Source organism: Pseudomonas sp. MF6396 (assembly GCF_002018915.1).
Taxonomy (GTDB): domain Bacteria; phylum Pseudomonadota; class Gammaproteobacteria; order Pseudomonadales; family Pseudomonadaceae; genus Aquipseudomonas; species Aquipseudomonas palmensis.
In genome coordinates, this window is the sequence record NZ_MVOK01000015.1 from 112600 (window position 1) to 129629 (window position 17030).

Annotated in this window: 16 protein-coding genes; 4 read left to right on the forward strand and 12 right to left on the reverse strand. The window is 65.2% G+C overall.

Going from position 1 to position 17030, the window contains the following annotated elements; all coding sequences use genetic code 11:
* Window positions 1-5 precede the first annotated feature (5 nt).
* The 7 genes from MF6396_RS16680 to MF6396_RS16710 form a co-directional block, all read right to left on the reverse strand.
* Complete coding sequence (locus MF6396_RS16680; protein ID WP_078480984.1) at window positions 6-1277, reverse strand: DUF2599 domain-containing protein; 1272 nt, start codon at window positions 1275-1277, stop codon at window positions 6-8.
* Window positions 1278-1313: 36 nt separating this feature from the next.
* Complete coding sequence (locus MF6396_RS16685; protein WP_078480985.1) at window positions 1314-1808, reverse strand: DUF2599 domain-containing protein; 495 nt, start codon at window positions 1806-1808, stop codon at window positions 1314-1316.
* Window positions 1809-2091: 283 nt separating this feature from the next.
* The gene (locus MF6396_RS16690; protein WP_058540187.1) at window positions 2092-3132 is read right to left on the reverse strand and encodes an ABC transporter substrate-binding protein; all 1041 of its coding nucleotides are present in this window, start codon (window positions 3130-3132) and stop codon (window positions 2092-2094) included.
* A 133-nt stretch (window positions 3133-3265) separates the two neighbouring features.
* Window positions 3266-4426: an acetylornithine deacetylase gene (gene argE / locus MF6396_RS16695; protein ID WP_043862779.1), complete on the reverse strand. Its 1161-nt coding sequence runs from the start codon at window positions 4424-4426 to the stop codon at window positions 3266-3268.
* Complete coding sequence (locus MF6396_RS16700) at window positions 4419-5093, reverse strand: DUF1028 domain-containing protein (RefSeq protein WP_043862778.1); 675 nt, start codon at window positions 5091-5093, stop codon at window positions 4419-4421. The genes argE and MF6396_RS16700 overlap by 8 nt, the downstream gene beginning before the upstream one ends.
* Before the next feature lie 10 nt (window positions 5094-5103).
* Window positions 5104-5514 (reverse strand): RidA family protein, encoded by a 411-nt coding sequence (locus tag MF6396_RS16705; protein ID WP_003182257.1) that lies wholly within the window; start codon window positions 5512-5514, stop codon window positions 5104-5106.
* Window positions 5514-6845 carry a flavin-containing monooxygenase gene (locus MF6396_RS16710; protein ID WP_443217208.1) on the reverse strand — a complete coding sequence of 444 codons (1332 nt, stop codon included), beginning with the start codon at window positions 6843-6845 and terminating at the stop codon, window positions 5514-5516. The genes MF6396_RS16705 and MF6396_RS16710 overlap by 1 nt, the downstream gene beginning before the upstream one ends.
* 166 nt (window positions 6846-7011) lie before the next feature.
* Between MF6396_RS16710 and MF6396_RS16715 the strand changes: the two genes are divergently transcribed.
* Window positions 7012-7527 (forward strand): GNAT family N-acetyltransferase, encoded by a 516-nt coding sequence (locus tag MF6396_RS16715; protein ID WP_078480987.1) that lies wholly within the window; start codon window positions 7012-7014, stop codon window positions 7525-7527.
* Between the two features lie 61 nt (window positions 7528-7588).
* Here the strand turns inward: MF6396_RS16715 and MF6396_RS16720 are convergent, their stop codons facing one another.
* On the reverse strand, window positions 7589-8611 hold the full coding sequence (locus MF6396_RS16720) for a DNA-binding protein (protein ID WP_078480988.1): 1023 nt from the start codon (window positions 8609-8611) through the stop codon (window positions 7589-7591).
* A gap of 177 nt (window positions 8612-8788) precedes the next feature.
* Between MF6396_RS16720 and MF6396_RS16725 the strand changes: the two genes are divergently transcribed.
* Entirely contained in the window at window positions 8789-9739 is a 951-nt protein-coding gene (locus tag MF6396_RS16725) for a site-specific integrase (protein ID WP_102063810.1), read from the forward strand.
* A 42-nt stretch (window positions 9740-9781) separates the two neighbouring features.
* Here the strand turns inward: MF6396_RS16725 and MF6396_RS16730 are convergent, their stop codons facing one another.
* Window positions 9782-9997 (reverse strand): TOBE domain-containing protein, encoded by a 216-nt coding sequence (locus MF6396_RS16730; RefSeq protein WP_043862773.1) that lies wholly within the window; start codon window positions 9995-9997, stop codon window positions 9782-9784.
* A gap of 241 nt (window positions 9998-10238) precedes the next feature.
* Here MF6396_RS16730 and MF6396_RS16735 point away from each other — a divergent pair, with 241 nt between their 5' ends.
* Window positions 10239-11414, forward strand: coding sequence for an acyl-CoA dehydrogenase family protein (locus MF6396_RS16735; RefSeq protein WP_213086009.1), 1176 nt, complete (start codon window positions 10239-10241; stop codon window positions 11412-11414).
* A 10-nt stretch (window positions 11415-11424) separates the two neighbouring features.
* Entirely contained in the window at window positions 11425-12525 is a 1101-nt protein-coding gene (locus MF6396_RS16740; RefSeq protein ID WP_043862771.1) for a sigma-54 interaction domain-containing protein, read from the forward strand.
* On the opposite strand, the gene MF6396_RS16745 is transcribed toward MF6396_RS16740, so the two are convergent.
* Genes MF6396_RS16745 through MF6396_RS16755 form a run of 3 tightly spaced genes read right to left on the reverse strand, consistent with a single transcriptional unit; the run spans window position 12526 to window position 17029 of the window.
* On the reverse strand, window positions 12526-13935 hold the full coding sequence (locus tag MF6396_RS16745; RefSeq protein WP_238596448.1) for an MFS transporter: 1410 nt from the start codon (window positions 13933-13935) through the stop codon (window positions 12526-12528).
* A gap of 6 nt (window positions 13936-13941) precedes the next feature.
* Complete coding sequence (locus tag MF6396_RS16750) at window positions 13942-15162, reverse strand: acyl-CoA dehydrogenase family protein (RefSeq protein ID WP_043862769.1); 1221 nt, start codon at window positions 15160-15162, stop codon at window positions 13942-13944.
* Between the two features lie 28 nt (window positions 15163-15190).
* Entirely contained in the window at window positions 15191-17029 is a 1839-nt protein-coding gene (locus tag MF6396_RS16755) for an ABC transporter ATP-binding protein (protein WP_078480991.1), read from the reverse strand.
* Window position 17030: the final 1 nt, after the last annotated feature.

Here is a 17030-nt window from a genome sequence, read left to right on the forward strand (position 1 = left end):
ACAACCTAGGGGTTGCAGTTGGCCTTGACCGCCGCCTCGTGGGACACATAAGGGCGATGCGGCTCGATGAACCAGGATGCTTTGGTTCGGTACGTGGTCAGCAGGCAGACGAACTGGCGACGCATGCTGTTGGTGTTGCTCCACTGCCGGTCACTGCCGGCCTTGTTCAGCAGCTCCTGGAACGCCAGGTCGGTCTGGTCTGCGGCGATAGTGCGGGTACAGGCGGAAGGCTTGATTTCCAGGCTCCACTGGTTGCCATTGATCGCGCCCCATTTCACCGAGTCTATGTAGCGCGGGCAGCGGCCTGGCACCGGTTTCGGAGGCACGACCCCGGTCGAACCTGTTTCGGCTTGATCGGCAACGATAAAGTCGAAGCGAAAGTGATCATTGATGTTGGCAGGTGGCGTCAGCCGCACAATGGGCACGATGATGCCGGTGTCGGCCCGAAACTCCTTCTGGTTGAGCCTGGCAGCGGCCAGCCCGTTCGGTACCCCTGCCGGCCAGTGGGCAGGCACACCCACTGGCATATAGAAGAATGCCTGGATGGGCAGGGTTCTGGCACGACCCGCCGGCCATGTCGTAACAACAAGTTCGTTCTGCTCGCTGAACCCTTCTGCGGCCAGTATGTTTTTCATCTGCAGCATGAGCATGAAGTAACCGGCACTGTTGGCAACGCCCCTGCGCATGTCGAAGCCGCATTGATTCAGCGGGCGGTACTTGGCGGGCTGGTACCAGATCCCGAGCCATTGTTGAGGCGTGGTGACGCCCTGGCTCTGGCATGGCCGGCTGTGTGGGTAAACAACTCCCTCGTAGACCATGGTGCCGCAGGGTGTGTTCCTGAACCAGTTCCAGCCATCCATGCTGTAGGCGCACTGCACCATCAGCAGGTCCTTGCCCGCTGGCCTGCGGTCCTGGGGATACATGATCAGACCGTCGTTGAAGCCCCACGCCACTGACCTGAACCTTGCGTCGTAACGTATGTAGGAGAACGACGTTCCGCCACTTCTCGCCGAGGTCGGGCTAGGGTCCCAGATGCGAAATGCCCCGGGGTTCTGCGGCCGCTGGGTGACGCGCATCAGGACACCGCTGCATAGAAACGGCGGTTTGCCTGAATCACCGCAATGCGAGTTGCCTGCGCTGTAGTTGTACCTGAGGTCGGCTACGGTGGCGTTGCCGTCCTCCAGCGAGCTGCGTGGTGAGCCAGGCGCCCACTGTGCCAACCCCGGCGCACTGGCTGCTACGCACCCCAGAAACATCAACATCTTTAACCTGTTCATGGTCCACTCCTTGTGCTGCAGTGCTGAAACTGCCTGTCAACGTGGCGTCGGATTGCAACCGGCAGCCACCGATACGCGATGAGACACATCGGGTCGAAAAGGCTCCAGGTTCCAGGTTTTCTTGTAGCGGGCGGTGGCCAGGTGGCACACCAACTGACGACGCATGCCGCCCCCGTTGTCGAGGCGCCAGCGCCAGTCACTGCCGTAGCGCTTGTACAGTTCCGCGTAGGCGGCGTTGGTTTCGTCCTGGCGGATGCGTCGTCCGCAATAGGTAGGCGTGAGCTCCAGGGTCCAGGCGTTCTTGCGGATGCCTGGGTCGTAGCGGTAGCTCCACTGCCCCGACTCGAAGTAGCGCGTGCAACGTGCGCGCGCAGCGGCTTCGCCAGGCGAAGCGTCGACGGAGGAAAGCTCGCTGCTCGACGCCTGGGTGCCTGGCGCATGAGGCGTCGACTGCTGGCTCGGATGGATGCAGCCAGTCAGCAGTACTGCTGCCAGCAAACAACAAGCTCTGGTGGCAAGATGGATGGGCATCACCGGCTCCTTTGGCAGGATTGCCCATGTCGATCACACTTCAGGGGTTGCCGTTGGCTGCCATTGCGGGCTGGTGACGCGCATACTGGCGGCGCGTCTCGATGTTCCAGGGGGGCTTGTTCGGTACGGACAGGCCGGGCCAGCGTATGTCGCAAGGTGTTCATGTCGCTCTCCCACTGTCTGCCCAACGGCAAGGCAAACAGTAACGGTGAGCAACACCAGCCCGCTACTGACAGAAGTATCAGTAGCGGGGGCTAAGGCCTGGGTGGGATATTGGCTCGAATCAGCGCGCCGCCCAGGCATTGAAGCGTTGTTCCAGCTCCTCGCCATGGTCAACCCAGAACGCCGCATCCACTGCTCGCGCCTGGGCCAGGTTGGCTTCGGCAGTGGGCAACTGCTTCTGTACTTCGGCTGGCAGCAAACCCAGGGTCTGCTTGTTTACCGGGCCATACGGAATGTTTTCCGAGAACACCTTCTGCGCCTGTGGCTGGCTGGCGAACGCAATGAAATCCTCGGCCAGTTTCTTGTTCGGCGTACCCTTCACCACCGCCCAGTATTCAGGGTCGAACAGGCTCTGCGGCCATACGATGCTCAGCTTCATGCCCTCCTTCTGCGCAGCCGCGATGCGCCCGTTGTACGCCGCGCTCATCACCACATCGCCGGCAATCAACCACTGCGCAGGTTGCGCCCCGGCTTCCCACCACTGGATGTTGGACTTGATCTGGTCCAGCTTGGCGAACGCGCGGCTCACACCTTCAGGGGTGCCGAGCACCTTGTACAACTCATCGGGCTTGACGCCGTCGGCGAGCAAGGCGATCTCCAGGGTGTACTTGGCTCCCTTGCGCAGGCCGCGCTTGCCGGGGAAGTCCTTCACGTTCCAGAAGTCCGCCCATGAGGTCGGCCCCTTGGCCAGCTTGGCATGGTCGTAGGCCATCACCATCGACCATACATAGGTGGCCACGCCGCACTCGGTGAAGGTGCCGGGCACAAAATTGGCCTGGTCACCGAAACGTTGCGGGTCGAGTTTCTCGAACAGGCCTTCATCACAGCCGCGCAACAGTTCGGGGCTTTCGACCTCGACCACATCCCAGCTGGTGTGGCCGACGTCGACCATGGCCTTGATTTTCGACAGCTCGCCGTTGTACTCGCCTGCCACCACGGTGCCCGCACCGCTGGCATTGAATGGCTGGAAGTAGGCCTTTTCCTGTGCCTGCTTGGTGGCGCCGCCAAACGAGATGACGGTCAGGTTCTGCGGGGCGGCAAACACGGTACTGCTCAACAGGGCCAGGGCAAACGGAACGCTGCAACGCAAGGATCGGGTCATGGCTCACTTCCTCGACTAGGCCGGCACGCTCGTGCGCGCCGGCGGGGTTTTGTTAGGCGACCGCGGGTACGGTCGTCCTGCTCTACGGCAGTAAAAGGTGCAACGTTGGCCGGCTCGTATGCCGATCTGTGTGTTATGTCTCGCTCAAAAACGCCGCCAGACGCTCCATCAACCGGTCACAACCAGCCAGCTGTTCGACGCTGACGTATTCGTCCGGCTTGTGTCCCTGGTCCATGCTGCCCGGCCCGCAGACCACCGCCGGTATCCCGGCCTGGTCGAACAGCCCGCCTTCGGTGCCAAAGGCCACCGTGCTGAAGGCATCGCTGCCGCACAGCCGGGCAATCAGCTGCGCCGCCGCGCTGTCCGGTGGCGTGGCAAGCCCCGGGTAGCTCGACAGCGCTTCGAAACGAATGCCGCTGTCGGCATTGACCGCCTGCATCGCCGGCACTACTTCACGCGCGGCAAACGCCTGCAATTCATCGGCCACCGCTTGCGGGGCGAACGCCGGCAGCGCCCGCACCTCGAAATCGAAACGGCAATCGGCCGGCACGATGTTCAGCGCCGTGCCGCCCTGGATCGTGCCCACCTGCACGGTCGAAAATGCCGGGTCAAATCGTTCGTCGTGAAGCTCCGGCGCCGCCAGGCGCGTACCGATTGCGCCCAGCTGGCCGATCAGCCGCGCCGCCTGCTCGATGGCGTTGACGCCATAGGGCGCGTAGGCCGAATGACAGGCCGCGCCGTGCACATGGCAGCGCATGGCCAGCTTGCCCTTGTGCCCGAGCACCGGCTTGAGTTCGGTGGGTTCGCCGATCAGGCACAGCGCCGGCATCGGGATACGCCGTGGCAACACCTCGAGCAGGCTGCGTACCCCCAGGCAACCCACCTCTTCGTCATACGAAAACGCCAGGTGTACCGGGCGGCGCAACGGGCTTGCCAGAAACAGCGGCACCGCCGCCAGCACCGAGGCCAGGTAGCCTTTCATGTCGGCAGTGCCCCGGCCGTACAGCTTGCCGTCCTGCTCGCTCAGGTCGAACGGCGGCACCGTCCAGGCCTGGCCGTCCACCGGTACCACATCGGTGTGTCCGGACAGCACCACGCCACCCTCCACACCCGGGCCGATGCTGGCCAGCAGGTTGGCCTTGGTGCGTTCGGCGTTGTAGATCAGCTCGCAGTCCACCCCCAGATCGTCTAGGTAATCGCGCACGAACTCGATCAGCGCCAGGTTCGAATCCCGGCTCACCGTGGCGAAGCCGACCAGCTGCGCCAGCAGGGTGCGGCTGCGCCATTCACTCATCGCCGGGCACTCCGTAGCTGGGCGCCTGCGTCGGGTCCAGGGCGCGGGTCAGGTAGTCCTGCAACTGGGGTTCATAGGCGGTCCACAGTTTGTGCAGTTCGCCGATGGGATTCTCGTCGGCCCAGTCCACCCGCAGGTCGACGATCGGCCAGGTCAGGTCGCCGACCACCGACAGTGCCGCCGAGTGCACCGCCCCGGCCTCGCCGCCTGCGGCCTGCCCCGCCTGCAATGCCGTGAGCAACCGGGCGGCCAGGCAGCCCTCGCTGCGCTCGAAGGCCTCGACCATGCGTTCGATCACCGCGCTGCTGGCCAGCAGGTTGCCGGCGGCCACGCATTGATCGCCTGCCACTGCATTGTGGGTGCCCAGTGCGTGGCTGCCACTGAAGAGTGCGGTGCGCCCCTGGGCATCCACCACCGCTACCTGACGGTACTGGCCATAGCCATTGCTCGACAGCGCCTGGTCCAGGGCCGTGGCAGGTGCCAGCCCGTCGGCCAGGCCATCGAGTATCTGCGGGCCCAGCGCCGGCAACGTGATGTTCTGGCTCGACACCGCGCCCACGCCGGCGCGCAGCCAGGGGCAACGCGCGCCCACGGCGATGCTCGACGAGCTGATGGCGATACCCAGCTGACCGGTTTCGGCGCAGCGTCCGACGATAGAAAAAGTCATGTGCCGCTCCTTATTCGGGGATCACCGCGATCACGTCGATTTCCATCAGCCATTGCGGTTGGCCCAGGGCACTGACCACCAGCCCGGTTGAAATCGGAAACACGCCCTTGAGCCATTTGCCGACCTCCTGGTACACCGGCTCGCGGTAGCGCGGGTCGATCAGGTAGGTGGTGGTCTTGACGATGTGGCTCAGGTCGCTGCCGGCTTCTTCGAGCAGTTGCTTGACGTTGCGCATGGCCTGCTCGGCCTGGGCCCGCGGGTCGCCAAGGCCGACCAGTTGACCGTCGAAATCGGTGCCCACCTGGCCACGCACGTAGACCGTGTTGCCGGCACGCACGGCCTGGCACAGGTCGTTGTCCAGGGTCTGGTTGGGGTAGGTATCCTTGGTGTTGAACATGCGGATGCGGGTATGGGTAGGCATCAACGTACTCCCAGTTTCTGGACGTTGGAATCACAGTGGGCGGCAGCCTCGCGTTGCGCGGCGTCGCGGTAGTCGAAATAGGTGCGCTGTTTCACGATGTGCTCGGCGATGTGCCGGGCGTCGTGCCACACGCCCCAGATAAAGGCGGAGCCACGGCGCGACAGCCACGGCAGGCCGACGAAATAGATCCCCGGTTCGCGGGACACACCGCGCTGATGCTGTGGCTTGCCGTCGGGCTTGAAGGCATCGACCTTCAGCCAGCTGTAGTCGGTCGAGTAACCGGTGGCCCAGATGATCGAGCTGACACCGGCCTTGGCCAGGTCCAGCTCAAGAATCGGTTGGGTCAGGCACTGCGGGTCGGGCAGCATGTGGCGTGCTTCGGGTTCTCCGGGCAGGTCCAGGCCGTTGCGTGCAATGTAGTCGTCGGCGGCATCGAGCAGCGCCAGGTAGTTCTCGTCGCCGCGGGCGATGTTCTCGGCTAGGTTGGCCTCGAAGCTGACCACACCTTGATCGAATGCGCGGGTCAGGCCCACCAGCGTGATGCCCTGGTGGGCCAGCTTGCGAAAGTCCACGGTATGTCCGCCACGGGCACCGCTGACCGCGATGGTCACGTGCTCCTTGCCGGGCTGCACGCCTTCGGCGTCCCACAGGCCGAGCACCCCCAGCCACCAGCAGAAGTCGCGATTGCGGTAGGCACGTGGCGGGCGATCGTGCGCGCCCACCGACAGGTACACCTGCTTGCCGGCGCGCTGCAGTTCATCGGCGATCTGCACACCCGAGGAGCCCGCGCCCACCACCAGCACCGCGCCTTCGGGCAATTGCCGGGGGTTGTGGTAGTCGGCCGAATGCAGCTGGGTGATGCCGGGAAGCTGCGGGGCGATAGGCGGGATCACCGGGCGCTGGAACGGCCCGGTGGCCACCACCACCTGGTTGGCCTCGATCAGGCCCGTGGAGGTCTGCACCGTAAAGCCCGGGCGACCTTCGTTGCGTTCGACCTTGAGCACTTCGACACCGGTACGAATGGGCGCGTCGATCTTCTTGGCATAGGTCTCGAAGTAGGCCGCCACCTGATCCTTGCCGGCGAAGGCGTCGGCATCCAGGCCTTCGAATTCCAGGCCCGGGAAGCGGTCGTGCCAGGCCGGGCCGTTGGCCACCAGCGAGTCCCAGCGACCGGTGCGCCAGGCTTCGGCGATGCGGTTGCGTTCCAGCACCAGGTGCTGCACCCCGAGGCGGCCCAGGTGCTCACTCATGGCCACGCCGGCCTGACCGGCGCCTACTACAAGCGTATCAATTCGGGTTTTTTCAACGGTCATGGCTGTGCGCTTCTGCATGAGGGGGTTGCCCGCATTCTGTGCGCCGCCGGGTATTAGCGAAATTATGATTTATGTCGCCACTGGCAAGGAAAAAGCGTGCCCCCGTATTGCCCATGCCAGGGGCGCTTGCACAACCCTGGTGCTTTGCACAGACTGCGTGGGTTCCCATTGCAGAGCGTGCCCGATGTCCTTTTCCATTCGCCTGGCCACCCCTACCGATGCTCCCCTGCTGCCTGACATAGAGCGCTCTGCGGCCCAGGCCTTTGTGCAAGTGCCGGCACTGGCGTGGATTGCCGAGCACACGGTGCTCAGTAGCGTCGAGCACCTGGAGTTCATGGCTGCCGGGCTCGAGTGGGTGGTGGTGGATGGGCGGGACCGCCCAATTGGGTTCGTGTGTGCCAGCGCGTTCGATGAGTCGCTGCACATCGAAGAGCTGGCGGTGGATCATGCGCAGCAAGGCCAGGGCCTGGGTCGGCGATTGATTGCGGCCGTGCGCGCGCATGCCGAGGCCCAGGGCTTCGCGGCCCTGACCCTCACCACCTTTGTGGCGGTGCCGTGGAATGCACCGTTTTATGCACGGTTGGGTTTCGAGAGGCTGGAAGAGGCGTCGTTAAGCGGTATGTTGCGCCGGCAGATGGCGTACGAGGCTTCGCGAGGGTTGCAGGGGCGGTGTGCGATGCGCTTGTCATTGCGCGACTAGCTGGCGCCCCAAGACGCCGGCAAGGCCGGCTCCTAGATTCGCTGCAACGCACCCTGCCCTGTCAGGGGTGAGTCTGCAGCCCTGTCTGCTCGGCTTCAGCTTGGTCTGAGGCTTGCTCCTTTGCCTTCAAGGCCTCCAGCTCTGCATCGCGCTGCTCGACCTGCGCCTGCAATTGCTCAATCACCTGCTGTTGCTGGCGTTGTTCACCCGCCCCCTGCTCCACCTGCTGCCCCAGCACCTGGTTCTGCCGCAACAGCTCCTCCCGCGCACCCAGCGACTGCGCCAGGCTGGCCATCAAGGTCTTGATCTCCTGTGCCGTTTGCGCCTGCTGGTCCTGCAGCGCCTGCCGCTCACGCTGCACCTGACGCGCCTCCACCAGCAAGCGCTCGTTGTCGCGGTTGAGCCGCGTCAGTTCGTCCTGCTTGACGATCAGGCTCTGCTGCAACTGACGCACCTCGACCTGCAACTGCTGCACCTGCGCCTCATGCCGGCGCTGATCCTGCTCGCGCTGCTCACGGGTGGCGGTGCGGTAATGCTCCAGTGCATCGCGGGCATGCTGGTGCTTGTCTTCCAGCGACTGGATCTGCTCGTCCTTGTCGTTCAGGCGCAGGTTCAACTCACCTACCGCCTGATTCAAGGTGGCATTGCGCGTCTGCTCGGTCTGCAGGGTACTGCGGGTCGTGGCCAACTGCGCCGACTCACCCGCCAGCGCCTCGGCCTGAATCTGGTGTTGCTGCTGCAGGGTCGCCAGCGCCTGCTGGATCGCCTGCAGTTCGCCCTGCAACGCCGCCTTTTCATGGTCGAACACGTTCTGCGCCGCTTCGATACGTGCGTCGCCCTCCTCCACCAGTTGCTGGGCCAGCTGACTGACCAGGTTGGCCAGGGCTTCGCTCATGCCCGGCTTGTCCGCTGCCAGTGTCGGTTGCTGCGCGTCCAGCTCCTTGAGGTAGCGGTGAATCGTGGTCTTGGACCCGGTGTTGCCCAGCTCGATACGTACGGCATCGATACTGGGGTGTTCGCCACGGGCCAATAGCGCCTGACGCGCCTTCTGCACGATTGCCTTGTTGATACCGCCACGGGCCATGGGTGCTCCTACTATTTCGTAATGTGGTACGTACTATGTAGATACATACTAAATGAAATTGAAAAAATGCCTATAGAAATCAGAATAAAAGATGAAATAATCACGGCTTATCACATGTGATAGGCAAAAAACGCCCGGTTGCAGTCGCTCAGCCGTACACCGATGGAGAACCTGCCGATGAACAAGCTCGATCGCTACCTGGACGCAGCCGTAAGGGACAACACGCGGCGCAGCTATCGCGCGGCCGTGGAGCATTTCGAGGTGAGCTGGGGTGGCTTTCTACCGGCCACGGCCGACAGCATCGCGCGCTACCTGGCCGATTACGCCGAGCAGCACTCGATCAACACCTTGCGCCAACGCCTGGCCGCGCTGGGCCAGTGGCACACCAGCCAGGGCTTTCCCGACCCCACCAAGGCGCCGCTGGTGCGCCAGATGCTCAAGGGCATACGCGCGGTGCACCCGGCGCAGGAGCGCCAGGCAGCCGCCCTGACCCTGGAACACCTGCAGCGCACGGTCGACGCACTGCACGCCAAGGCCGCACAGGCGCAACAGGCGCACTGCCTGCCCGAGCTGCTGCGCGCACGGCGCGATGTCGCCCTGCTGCTGATCGGGTTCTGGCGAGGGTTCAGGGGCGATGAACTGGCGCGCCTGCGCGTGGAGCACATTCAGGCCCAGGCGGGCGTGGGCATGCAGCTGTACCTGGCGCAAAGCAAAGGGGACCGGCAGGGCCGCGGGGTCAGTCATCGCACCCCTGCCCTGAAGAGCCTGTGCCCGGTACAGGCCTACATCGACTGGATCAGCGTGGCGGGCATCGCCCGCGGGCCGGTGTTTCGCAAGCTCGATCGCTGGGGCAACCTGGGCGAGCAGGCGCTCAACAGTGGCAGCCTGATCGTACTGCTGAGGCGGATTTTTGCAGATGGCGGGCTACCCGCCAGCCTCTACAGCAGCCACTCGCTGCGTCGTGGCTTTGCCACCTGGGCCAGTGGCAATGGCTGGGACATGAAAGCGCTGATGGCCCACGTGGGCTGGCGCGACGTGAAATCGGCGCTGCGCTACGTGGATGCGTCGGTGTCGTTCGGGGAGCTGGAAGTGTTGCCGGCCAGAAGGGACGTGCTGACAGCCGACTGAGCATTGCGGTGAGGCCACCCGGCGCTCACCGTCACACCCCTCTCACAGCTTCGCGATCGACACCTCGGTCGATTTCACGAACGCGATCACCTCGCTGCCAATCCTCAGTTCCAGCTCATGCACCGACCGCGTGGTGATCACCGAGGTGACGATGCCGGCCTGGGTCTGCACGTCGATTTCCGAGACCACCGGCCCCTCGATGATCTCCTTGATGGTGCCCTTGAACTGGTTACGTACGTTGATCGCCTTGATGGTCATGGTGTGGCTCCTTAGCAGTTGGGAGCACCGTCGTTGCAGTGCGTGAATGCAGAGTGCACCGCAAAGATAAAAATCAAAAAGAATAAATAACGACAAATATAGATCCGTATGGAATATGAAAAGCTGTATATCAACATTCCTAAACGTTATTTATTTAAGGTTTTTTAGATCATTTAGCATCGACAGGGCCCGGCCTTTAGGCCCGAACCTTTTTGCACAGGTAACCCGCGTGAGCGCCACGTTGCATACCCCTCGATCGACCCCGCTGCAGATTGCCCGCGACCTGGCCCAGACATTCAGCCGCAGCGTGGTAGAGCGCGACCGCAAGGGCGGCACGCCCAAGGCCGAACGCGATGCCCTGCGTGCCAGCGGCCTGCTGGCCCTGAGCATCCCCCGCGAGTTCGGCGGGCTGAACGCCACCTGGAGCCAGACCTTCGATGTGGTGCGCGAATTCGCCCGGGTCGACAGCTCGATTGCCCATGTGTTCGGCTTTCACCACCTGATGCTGGCCACCGTGCGTCTGTTCGGCGCACCTTCGCAATGGCAGCCCTGGTACGAGCTGACGGCGCGCAAGAACTGGTTCTGGGGCAATGCCCTCAACCCCCTCGACACCCGCACCATCGTCAAGCACCACGGCAGCTGGCGTGAATTCTCCGGCAAGAAGAGCTTCTGCTCGGGCGCCAGCGATTCACAAATGCTGATTGCCTCGGCCGTGGACGAGGCGGCCGGGGGCAAGCTGCTGATTGCCGCGATACCCAGCGGTCGCACCGGCATCACCCTGCACGACGACTGGCACAACATGGGCCAGCGCCAGACCGACAGCGGCAGCGCCACCTTCGAACGGGTACGCGTGGAGGAAGGCGACCTGCTGCTCGACCCCGGCCCGCTGAGCACGCCGTTCGCCTGCCTGCGGCCGCTGATCGCCCAGCTGCATTTCGCCAACATCTGCCTGGGCATCGCCGAAGGCGCGTTCGAAGAAGCGCGCCAGTACACCCTCAACGAGACCCGGCCCTGGTTCAAGTCCACAGCCCTTGATAGCCGCGACGATCCTTATGTACTGGGCCACTTCGGCGACTTCTGGGTACGCCTGCAAGGCGCCCGGCTGCTGCTCGACAACGCCGCCGGCGAACTCGACCGGGCCTGGGCCAAGGGCGCCGCGCTTGGCGCAGACCAGCGCGGCCGCGTGGCGGTGGCCATCGCCACCGCCAAGGTGGCGGCCAGCCGCGACGGCCTGGAGCTGTGCAGCAAGGTCTTCGAGGTCACCGGCGCCCGCGCCACGCAGGCCTCAGTGGGGCTCGACCGGCACTGGCGCAACCTGCGCACCCAGAGCCTGCACGACCCGCTGGATTACAAACTCCACGAACTGGGCGACTGGGCCTTGAACCAGCGCCTGCCGATTCCGACGTTCTATTCATAGTGTGACTGCCATGCAATTGTTGACCCTACCGCCTTCGCCCGCGTTGGCCACCTCGATCCGCGCCACCGCGCAGGTGTTCGAAGACCCCAAGTCACGTGCGCTGCTGGCGCACCTGCAACAGGTGGCGCCCAGCGAAGCCAGCGTGCTGATCATCGGCGAGACCGGTACCGGCAAAGAGCTGGTGGCGCGCCACATTCACAACCTGAGCGGGCGACGTGACAAGCCGTTCGTGGCCGTCAACTGCGGCGCGTTTTCCGAATCGCTGGTCGAGGCCGAGCTGTTCGGCCACGAGAAAGGCGCCTTCACCGGCGCCCTGGCGGCCAAGGCCGGCTGGTTCGAAGAAGCCAACGGCGGCACCCTGTTCCTCGACGAGATCGGCGACCTGCCGATGCCGATCCAGGTCAAGCTGCTGCGCGTGCTGCAGGAGCGCGAAGTGGTGCGCCTGGGCTCGCGCAAGAGCATTCCCATCGATGTGCGGGTACTGGCCGCCACCAACGTGCAGCTGGAAAAGGCGATCAATGCCGGGCACTTTCGCGAAGACCTCTATTACCGTCTGGACGTGGTCAGCCTGGAGCTGGTGCCGCTGCGCGAACGCCCCGGCGACATCCTGCCGCTGACCCGCCACTTCATCGATGCCTACAGCCAGCGCCTGGGCTACGGCCAGGTGCGCCTGAGCGCCCAGGCCGAGCACAAGCTGCGCACCTACGGCTGGCCGGGCAACATCCGCGAGCTGGAAAACGTCATCCACCATACCCTGCTGATCTGCCGCGACGGCCTGATCGAGCACGACGACCTGCGCCTGTCGAACATGCGCATCGAACGCCAGGACGACAGCCCCAGCCAGGACGACTCGGCCCAGGCGCTGCTCGAACGGGCCTTCCAGAAACTCTTCGAGGAACAGGCCGGCGCGTTGCACGAACAGGTCGAGGACGCGCTGTTGCGCGCGGCCTACCGCTTCAGCCACTACAACCAGGTGCACACCGCCAACCTGCTGGGCCTGACCCGCAATGTCACGCGTACCCGCCTGATCAAGATCGGCGAACTGGCGGTCAATCGCCGCCGGCCCACTGGCGCCACCCAGGGCGAGCGGGTGCTCAACCTGTCGATCTGATCAGCCACGCGCGGCATACACCGCATTGCCGGCGTCCGCTGCCAGGCGCCGGAACACCAGTGCCGAGGCCATGCACGCCAGCCCGCACAGCAGCATCACCCAGGCCACGTCGCTGGTGACGGGGGTGGCGTGCCCGCGCAGGTTCATCAGCACCCCCAGCAGCGAGGCGGCCAGCCCCACCGACAGGCTCATGCTCAACTGCACTGTCATCGCCGACAGGCTGCTGGCCCGGCTGCTCAGCGCCGCCGGTACATCCGCATAGGTCAGCGCGCCCAGGGTGCTGAACTGCAGCGAACGGATCACTGCGCTGGCGAACAGCATCAGCACGATCACCCAGTACGGCGTATCGCTGGTAAAGCTGGCACAGGCCCCCAGGGTCAGCCCGGTGAGCAGCGCATTGCCGGTCAGCGTGCGACGGATGCCGAAGCGGCGCACCACGCGCACTGCCAGCAGCTTCATCAGAAACGCCCCCGCGCCGCCCGCCAGGGTCAGCAGCCCCGCATGCAGCGGGCTCAGGCCAAAGCACAGCTGAAACATCAGCACCAGCAGGAACGGGCCAGACGAGGTGCCCAGGCGCAGCAGGTTGCCGCCCCAGAAGCTGATGCGGTAGCTGGGAATGCGCAGCAGCGACAAGTCCAGCAGCGGTTCGGCGCAGCGCCGTGCATGGCGGATGTACCACGCGCCGCACAGCAGCCCCGCCGCGATCATCACCGCCACCCACGCTCGCGGCAGCAGGCCGTGGCCCAGCGCCTCGAAACCGAACACCAGCGCCCCCAGCGCGGTGCCGCTGAGCAGCAGCCCGCGCACATCCAGTGCCCGCGCACGAACCCCGGGATAATGCGGTACATGGCGCAGCACCAGCACGATGCCCACCAGGCCGATGGGCAGGTTGATCAGGAAGATCCAGTGCCACGACACGAACGTCACCATCAGCCCGCCCAGCGGCGGCCCGATCATCGGCCCGATCAGCGCCGGAATGGTCAGGTACGACAGGTTGCGCATCAGGTCTTCGCGCGGCGACCAGCGCAGCAGGATCACCTGCCCCACCGGCACCATCATCGCCCCCGCCGCGCCTTGCAGCATGCGCGCCAGGCACAGCTGCAGCAGCGAGGTGGAGGCCGCGCAGGCCAGCGACGACACGATGAACAGCACGATCGCCACCACGAACAGCCGTCGTGGGCCGAAGCGGTCGGCGGCCCAGCCACTGACCGGCACGCACAGCGCGGCGGCCAGCATGTACAGCGACACCACCAGGTTCATGCGCACGCTCGGCGCGCCGAAGTCGCTGGCCATCTGCGGCAAGGCCGTCATCACCACGGTGGAGTCGATCAGTTCCATGCACAGCGCGCAGCCGATGATCATCGGCACCTTGCGCGAAACCGGCCGCAAGGCCGGCAGGGGTTCGGCCATGGTCACTCAGAACAGCCCCGAGGTCGGCGGCGGCGTGCCCTTGAGGTACCAGGTGCCGACCGCCGAGGCCTTCCAGTGGCGCGGGTTGTGGTTGGCCACCGTACGCGCGTTGCGCCAGTGCCGGTCGAGGTTGTGGCTGCGCCCGGTGGTGGACGCACCGCCCACATCGAACAGCAGCTCGGCGGCCCGCAGCGCCGATTCGGCGGCAATGTACTGGGCCTGGGCCACGTCGATGGCGGCCTGATCCACCGCCTGCGGGTCCAGTTGCAGGGCCCAGGCGCGGTCGATCACCGCTGCAGCCTTGAGCACCACCGCTTCGGCGGTGAAGGCGCGCGCGGCCACTTCGCCCACGCTCAGTTGCACATAGGGGTCGTCCACCGACTGGCTGGCGCTGCTGTGCTTGATCGGTCGCGCATGCTCGCGGGCAAAGCGCACTGCATCCTCCTGGGCATTGCGCGCGATGCCGGCCTCCACGGTGGCGAGGAACAACTGCAGAAACGGGGTGACGATTGTGCGCTTGCCCTCCTCCACGGTGCGCGGACGGATCTCGCTGGCCAGCACCTGCACATCGTTCAGGCGCGTGGTGCCACTGGCGGTCAGGCGCTGGCCCATGGCGTCGAAGTCGTCCACCAGCTCCAGGCCCAGGCGATCGCGCGGCAGCACGAACGACACCGGCCTGTCCTGTTCGTCCAGCGCCACGGCGCTGACCCAGTCGGCGTACAGCGCGCCCGTGCTGTAGTACTTGCTGCCGCTGACGCGAAAGTGCTCGCCATCGGGCACGATGCGTGCGCTGATCGCGCCATTGGCGCCGCCCACCTCCCAGCCTGCGTTGCCCAGCACGGCGCCGTCCAGGTAGCGCGCGAACCAGCGCTGGCGTTCCTGCTCTGCACCGCTATGGTCGGCGGCCAGCAGCCCTTCGACGAAGGCAAAGCCCGGGCGCAGGGCCTGGGCCACATTGGAGTCCACCGAGGCCACCCGCAGCAGCAGGCCGATCACGTCGCTCACCGAGCCGCCGGGGCCACCGTAGGCGAGCGGGATGCGTACGGTATAGAGCCCTGCAGCGGCCAGCTGGCGTATGGCGTCATACGGCAGCTGGCGCTCACGTTCACGCTCGGCTGCACCGGCCGCAATCTCGGGAAGCAAGGCATCCAGGCGTTGATGCAGGTGCGCAACGCTGGTCAGTGCGTGTTGGGGGGCGTGTTTGGGGACTTCGGACAAATGCGGCATGGGCGCCTCCTTGGGCGTTTGAAAACTCTCAGGCAGATTCGGTAGCGGGTGTTTCGTCGAACTGGCCAGCGGCCTGGCGACTCCACAACCGGTGGTACTGGCCGCGCTGGCGCAGCAGTTGTGCATGGTTGCCGTCCTCGATCAGGCGGCCCTTGTCGAACACCAGGATGCGGTCCAGGTGCGCCACCGTGGACAAACGGTGCGCGACCACCAGCACGGTCTTGCCGTGCATGATTTCGTCGAGTTTTTCCTGGATGAAACGCTCGGTGAGCGAGTCCAGGCTGGAGGTGGCTTCGTCCATCACCAGGATCGGGGCGTTCTTGAGCAGCACCCGGGCAATCGCGATGCGCTGGCGCTGGCCACCCGACAACTTGACCCCGCGCTCGCCCACCAGCGAGTCGTAGCCGTGTTCCATGCTGTCGATGAAGTCGTCGGCGCCGGCGCGGCGGCTGGCATGCACCACGTCCTCGAAGCTGGCCTCCAGGCGCCCGTAGTGGATGTTCTCGCCGATGCTGCGGTGGAACAGGCCAGGTTCCTGGGGGATCAGGCCGATCTGCTGGTGCAGCGAATGCTGGGTCACTTCGCGCACATCGCGTCCATCCACCAGCACCTGGCCGCTGTTGACGTCGTACAGGCGCAGCAGCAGGTTGAGCAGGCTCGACTTGCCCGAGCCCGAGGTGCCCACCAGGCCCACGGTCTGCCCCGCCGGGATCACCAGGTTCAGGTGCTGGAAGATCGGCTTGTCGGGCGCATAGCCGAAGCTCACGTCGCGAAACTCGATGTCGCCGCGCACCGGCGGCAGCGCCCGTGCGCCGGGAAGGTCCACCACCTCGTGGGGCCGCACCAGGGTGCGCACGCCGTTGGCGATGTTGCCGGTGGCCTCGAAGAACTCCAGAAAGCGCCGCGACAGGTTGCTCACGTCATTGATGATCAGCAGCGACAGGCTGGTGGCCATGACGAAGGTGGCGATGTCGATGCGCCCCACGTACCACTGCTGCAGCGCAAGCCCCAGCATGCCCAGCTTGAGGGCCACGCCGCCGGCCGACTGGAACCAGCGGATCTTCTCCATGTACCAGAACGAGCGGTAGGCCGCGTCCACCTCGCGGTCAAGGTAGTGCCCCAGGTAGCCGTGCTCGAACGGCTGGCGGGCGAACAGGCGGATGTTGGTGAGGTTGCTCACCGCGTCCACCACCTTGCCGTTGCTGGTGCTGCGCGCCGCCGAATACTGCTGCGCCAGCGGGTGGCTGCGCCGCGCCAGGACATAGCAAATGCCAATGAACAGCAGCGACCAGCCGAGCATGAACGCGGCCAGCAGGCCCGAGGCGCTCCACAGCAAGGCGGTGGCCAGGCTCAGGGTCAGCGCCAGGCCGAGCATGTCGAACAGCAGGATGCCCAGGGTCTGGTTGACCCCCAGCGCCACCTCGGCGATGCGGTGCGCCAGCGCCCCGGCGAACTCGCTGCTGACAAAGCGCTGGGAATGGCGTTGCAGGTAGGCGAACAAGGCATGGGTCACGGTTCGCCGCTGCAGCGGCAGCACCTTGATGTGGCAGGCGGCGGCGCTGCGGGCGCTCAGCAGTTCCAGCACCAGCAGCGTGCCGAACAGGCTCAGGGGCGCCACCAGCCCCGGCAGCGCGGCATGCACCGAGGCGGCCTCGGTCACCTGCCGGGTGATCAGGCCCAGCGCCCAGGGGATCAGCACCGCGCTGACCACGGCGATGCACTGCAACAGCAGGATGCTTGAGTACCAGACCTTGTAATTGCCGATGCACAGGCGCACGAAGGCCAGCGGCGTGTCCGGCAGGTGGTCGATCTTCCAGTGGTGCAGCCGTCGTCGCGGCGTGTGGCGGGTCGAGAAATGCAGGCTCATG